Source organism: Streptococcus sp. 2106, from assembly GCF_013277315.1.
Taxonomy (GTDB): Bacteria; Bacillota; Bacilli; order Lactobacillales; family Streptococcaceae; genus Streptococcus; species Streptococcus pseudopneumoniae.
The window spans coordinates 1-5349 of sequence record NZ_VMMS01000082.1 but is presented as its reverse complement, the minus strand read 5'-3'; the positions used below and the strand labels follow the sequence as shown (position 1 = coordinate 5349).

General features: G+C 39.7%; 6 protein-coding genes and 2 pseudogenes. 5 read left to right on the top strand and 3 right to left on the bottom strand.

Annotated features, from left to right (window positions below):
- The 4 genes and pseudogenes from HT723_RS08895 to HT723_RS08880 form a co-directional block, all read left to right on the top strand.
- Positions 1–163, top strand: a 163-nt coding sequence (locus HT723_RS08895) for a choline-binding protein A (RefSeq protein WP_155465491.1), incomplete at its 5' end; no start/stop codon positions are given.
- Between the two features lie 216 nt (positions 164–379).
- Positions 380–682 (top strand): annotated as a pseudogene (locus HT723_RS08890) (ATP-binding cassette domain-containing protein); the annotation flags it as partial.
- A gap of 184 nt (positions 683–866) precedes the next feature.
- Positions 867–1241, top strand: a complete 375-nt coding sequence (locus HT723_RS08885) for a CidA/LrgA family protein (RefSeq protein ID WP_000781328.1) — start codon at positions 867–869, stop codon at positions 1239–1241.
- On the top strand, positions 1238–1933 hold the full coding sequence (locus HT723_RS08880) for an LrgB family protein (RefSeq protein ID WP_001288943.1): 696 nt from the start codon (positions 1238–1240) through the stop codon (positions 1931–1933). The genes HT723_RS08885 and HT723_RS08880 overlap by 4 nt, the downstream gene beginning before the upstream one ends.
- Positions 1934–2141: 208 nt before the next feature.
- Here the strand turns inward: HT723_RS08880 and HT723_RS11690 are convergent.
- The 3 genes and pseudogenes from HT723_RS11690 to HT723_RS08870 all read right to left on the bottom strand — a co-directional run.
- Positions 2142–2291: pseudogene (locus HT723_RS11690) on the bottom strand (IS630 family transposase); the annotation flags it as partial.
- Between the two features lie 587 nt (positions 2292–2878).
- A complete protein-coding gene (locus HT723_RS08875) occupies positions 2879–4078 on the bottom strand; it encodes an ABC transporter permease (RefSeq protein ID WP_172935055.1) in 1200 nt (399 codons plus the stop codon).
- Entirely contained in the window at positions 4057–4968 is a 912-nt protein-coding gene (locus HT723_RS08870; RefSeq protein ID WP_172935054.1) for an ABC transporter ATP-binding protein, read from the bottom strand. The genes HT723_RS08875 and HT723_RS08870 overlap by 22 nt, the downstream gene beginning before the upstream one ends.
- 122 nt (positions 4969–5090) lie before the next feature.
- On the opposite strand from HT723_RS08870, the gene HT723_RS11685 reads away from it, so the two are divergent.
- A complete protein-coding gene (locus HT723_RS11685; RefSeq protein ID WP_240154936.1) occupies positions 5091–5330 on the top strand; it encodes a hypothetical protein in 240 nt (79 codons plus the stop codon).
- Positions 5331–5349 lie beyond the last annotated feature (19 nt).

Here is a 5349-nt window from a genome sequence, read left to right as displayed (position 1 = left end):
TGAAACTAAGCAACTATATTACCTAAAAGACTCAGGTGCTATGTTAACAGGCTGGGTGAAAGATAGCAGATCTTGGTATTACCTTGCTTCAACTGGTAAGATGCTTCACAACACCTATACACCTGGTGGTTACTGTGTAGATACCGGTGGCGCTTGGAAATAATCTAAAGTATACATTTTATTCCTTCAGCTATTAGTGTACATGCTCAGACTAAATGTTATCAGAGCTACAAAAAAACTAGATAATAATACGAAAAGCGAATCGAAACAATGAATTCTGTTTTGTTCGCTTTTTGTTTCAATCTGTGTCATTACGATATTTTCATTTAATTGTATATCCCCCAAAAATTTACATTTTTATATGAAGTATTTTAGATAAAAGCAAACGCTAAATCATATACTCAAAAAAACAGGTTTAGAACATTTGAAAAATCGAACGCTCAGCAATGATAGTCTGTCTGGTGGCGAGAAACAACGCCTAGAAATCGCCCGCGCCCTCTACCATGATAGCCAACTCATCTTAGCAGACGAGATTAAGGCCAATCTTGACTCGGAAAATAGCAGAAAAATTAGCGACTTGCTCTTCTCCCAACCTCAAACAGTCATAGAAGTCATTCACCACTACACAGAAGAGGACTTAAAAAACTACGACCAAGTCATTCACTTAAGCAAAGAAAAGTAATATTCTTCGAAAATCGCTTCAAACTATGTCAGTTTGACCTACAACCCCAACACTTTACTTTGAGTAACATGCAGCTGACTTCCTAGTTTGTTCTTTAATTTTCATTATCCCTTGTTCATTTCCTTGAAATTTTCTGAAAAAAGAGTAAACTGGTATTCAAGAAGTCTATTTCGTGGAGTTTAGGATGAAATTATATGTTCAATTAATGATTCTCTTTGTGATTTCTCTAATCGGAGAGGGGATTTCCAGTTTCTTTCATTTGCCCATCCCAGGCAGTATTATCGGCTTGATTATTCTCTTTCTATCCCTACAATTCAAATGGTTGAGAACTAGGCATGTCAACATGGTGGGGAATTTCTTGCTGGCCAATATGACCATTCTCTTTTTGCCGCCAGCAGTAGGAATCATGGAAAAGTTTGATGTGATTGCTCCCTATCTCCTACCCATTGTTTTGATTGTCTTTTTTGCAGCAGTTGTCAATATTATCCTCATAGCCTTGGTAGTTCAGTTTATCAAACGACGGTTTGAGGGAGATTATGAGAAAGGAGATGCCAAATGAGTGAATTTGTTTCCAATCCCCTATTTGGGCTTGCCCTGTCTATCCTAGCTTATCTAGTGGGGATGTTGATTTACAGACGTTTTCCTCATCCATTGACAACGCCCCTGCTTTTGTCGGCTATTTTTATCATTATTTTTCTTAAGGTGACGGGTATTTCTTATCAAGATTACTACCAAGGTGGGGTTTATCTGAACAACTTGATTGTCCCGTCGACAGTGGCTTTGGGGATTCCGCTTTACAAGAGTTTTCATTTGATGAAGCACCATGCTCGGAGTATTCTCTTTGGTAGTCTGCTAGCAGTAGTTGTCAATACCTCTTTCACAGCCCTTGTGGCCAAAATCTTTGGTATGGACTTTTTCCTAGCCATTTCTCTCTTTCCCAAGTCAGTAACAACCGCCATGGCAGTGGGAATCACAGAAAAATTGCAAGGTCTGACGACCGTGACCTTGGTGGTAGTCGTGGCAACTGGGATTTTAACCAGTGTCATCGGACCAACCCTTTTGAAGTGGTTGAAAATTGACGACCCAGTAGCTGTTGGTCTTTCCCTTGGAGGAACAGGCCATGCAGTTGGAACAGGAACAGCCTTCCGATACGGCTCTGTAGCAGGAGCCATGGGTGGTTTGGCTATCGGTGTCACTGGTATTCTCTATGTCTTTGTCAGCCCCATCGTAGCTAGTTTGATATTGAGTTAATACTCTTCGAAAATCTCTTCAAACCGCGTCAACGTCGCCTTGCCGTAGGTATAGGTAACTGACTTCGTCAGTCTTATCCACAACCTCAAAACACTGTTTTGAGCAGCCTGCGGCTAGTTTGCTCTTTGATTTTCATTGAGTATAAAAAGCAAGGAATTCGAGCAATCTCATTATGGTAGTGACATGGGGGGCTAACTTCTCATATTTATACATTTCTCCAATCAGTTAGTTGATTACAACCGAGATTTTCTATACTCTCCTTATAAGATTTTCGCATAAGATGAGACAGCACACGCTGAAGACGTCTATGTTATTTAGATTTAATGCAATCTTTTCAAAGAGTTTTGATAATCTATATTTCTTATTTAGTTTAGTTGATTTCATATCACTATACTATAATGCTTATCCAAATGATGACACTATCAAAACACCCTATTATTGGATGCTTACGAAACAGATTTTTATACTCTTCAAACCACGTCAGCTTGTCCTTAGTGTGTATACGTTACTGACTTGGTCAGTTCCTCAACCTCAAAACTATGTTTCGAGGAGCCTTCCGCTAACTTCCCAGTCTGATTTTCATTGAATATTAACGATACTTTATCACATAAAGAGGCTGGATGAAAAGTCTTCACAATCAAAAAACGCATCCTATCAAGTTGAGTCCTGATAGGATGCGTTTTTATATTATTGAAATTTTGTTACAGACCGATAAGAGTTCTATCATAATCAATAAATAAAGTGATGGGAAATAAGAATTGCACACCCTGGTTTTGGAATTCAAATCAATTTATAAGAATGTTTTAGAAGCAATATTATCCTATTCCAGATTCAGTTCACTATACAATTGAGTTCTCAAGCAACCTGTTTACATAATGTGTGCATAATTAGGTTCGTGATTCCACTCTTTTTATCTCTAAAAAACCTCGCTTTCGCGAGGCTCTTCTATTTATAAGATAAGGCACGTTTAAATGTTTTCCAAATCCCTAAATCATCTGTTTGAAGGACTAGGCTGGCATACATGCGTCCGATAAATCCTGTTGCTACCACCGCAAAAATCACTGTAATAGCAAGTGAAATCCATGCTTCTACTCCCCCTGCATAGCCATTAATAGTTCTAAATGGCATAAAGAAGGTCGAAATAAAGGGAATATAAGAACCAATCTTCAAGATGAGATTGTCACCAGCTGCACCTAGAGCTGTCACTCCAAAAAAACCACCCATAATCAAAATCATCAAAGGCGACAAGGCTTTTCCTGAGTCCTCAGGACGAGAAACCATAGAACCTAGAAAGGCAGCCAAGACGACGTACATAAAGAGACTGACCAAAATAAAGAACAAGGTATTCAGTGAGATAGCATCTCCCAAGTGATCCAAAATACCAGACTGAGCCAAGAATGGCAAATCTTTAAAGAGTAGAATGGCTGCCAGACCACCTACCACATAAATCCCGATATGCGTTAAAATCACCAGAAACAGAGCCATCATCCGCGCATAGAAATAGTGACTAGCCCTTGTGCTAGAAAAGACGACTTCCATAATTTTGGTGCCTTTTTCACTGGCAACTTCCTGAGCTGTTACACCCGCATAGGTAATCAGAATCATATAAAGAAAGAATCCTAAGGCGCCTGCTGCAATTGTTTGAATAAACTTTTTATTTTCCTTGGCTTCATCAATCTTTTCTGTGAATTGAATTGTCTGCGCTAAGCGTTTTTCCTGCTCTTGAGACAAGGAAGCAGTTGAACGATTAAGCTGATTTTGCAGTTCATTGAGTGTATCTGTAACTGCAAATTTAATTCCATTTTCAAGCGACGTTTCGCCATGATAAACTGCCTTCAAGACACTATCCTCTTGGTCAATAGTCAGATAGCCTTTTAATTTTTCATCTTTAATCGCTTCTTTGGCACTTGCTTCGTCTTTGTAGTCAAAATTAACACCATTTACATTCTTCAGTCCTTCTGCTACAGATGGCACTGTTGTCACTACTGCCACTTTATCATTTTTAGCCATTGAAGAGCCTTGGAGATAAGCAATTCCTCCAGAGATTCCTAAAAAGAGGAACGGTGAAATCACCATAAAGAAGAAACTCCACGATTTGACATGTCTAAGATAGGTTTCCTTGATTACAACCCACACATTTCCCATACTTCCACTCCTGATTCTAGTTTAAAGATTTCATCGATAGTTGGCGCTTGTTGGTCAAAGGTTGCGATATATTGCCCTTGAGTCAAGATTGGGAAGAGTTCTCTACCAGCACTCTCATCCTCCAAGATCAATTTCCAACTACCTTGTTTGGTCAAGCTCACCTGTTTGACATGAGGAAGGTTTTCCAATTCTTCCTTGCTTCGTTCACTTGAAACAAAGAGACGTGTTTTCCCGTATTGATTTCGGACATCCTGAACTGGTCCATGCAAGACCACACGGCCATCTCGGATCATGAGAATATCGTCACAAAGCTCCTCGACGTTGGTCATGACATGGTCAGAAAAGATAATGGTTGCCCCACGTTCTTTTTCTTGAAAAATGACTTGCTTGAGCAATTCTGTATTGACTGGGTCCAATCCACTGAAAGGCTCATCCAAGATAATCAAGTCTGGCTCATGAATCAGAGTAATGATGAGCTGAATCTTCTGCTGATTTCCTTTTGACAGACTCTTAATTTTATCTGTCAGCTTCCCTTTCACTTCCAACCTCTTCATCCATTGAGGGAGTTTTTCCTTGATTTCCTTGGCATCCATGCCTTTTAGAGTCGCCAAATAGCGAACTTGCTCAAGGACTGTCAATTTAGGCATGAGACTGCGTTCTTCAGGCAGATAACCAATCCGAGCATAGGTCTCCTGACGAATATCCTGACCATCCAGACCGATTTCTCCCTGGTATTCTAAAAACTTCAAAATACTGTGGAAAATCGTTGTCTTCCCAGCACCATTTTTTCCTACTAATCCCAAAATACGACCTGGTCGCGCTTGAAAGTCAATACCAAACAAAACTTGTTTGGGTCCAAAACTTTTCTCTAGACTTCTTACTTCTAGCATCTTTCACCTCCGAAATTTCTTTCACTCATTATACTCCTTTTTGATAGCCTTTACAATGTTTTTTGTCCATTTTTAGAAGACTAATGCTATGTAAAATATGGCATGGAGCACTTTTATACTCAATGAAAATCAAAGAGCAAACTAGGAAGCTAGCCGCAGGCTGCTCAAAACACTGTTTTGAGGTTGTAGATAGAACTGACGAAGTCAGCTCAAAACACTGTTTTGAGGTTGTGGATAGAACTGACGAAGTCAGTAACCATACCTACGGCAAGGCGACGCTGACGTGGTTTGAAGAGATTTTCGAAGAGTATAATCTTTCTCGAAGCGCTATTGCCCCTTTTTTGTCCCCTGAAACCAAGTAGGAGCTAAGACTAGCTCCCT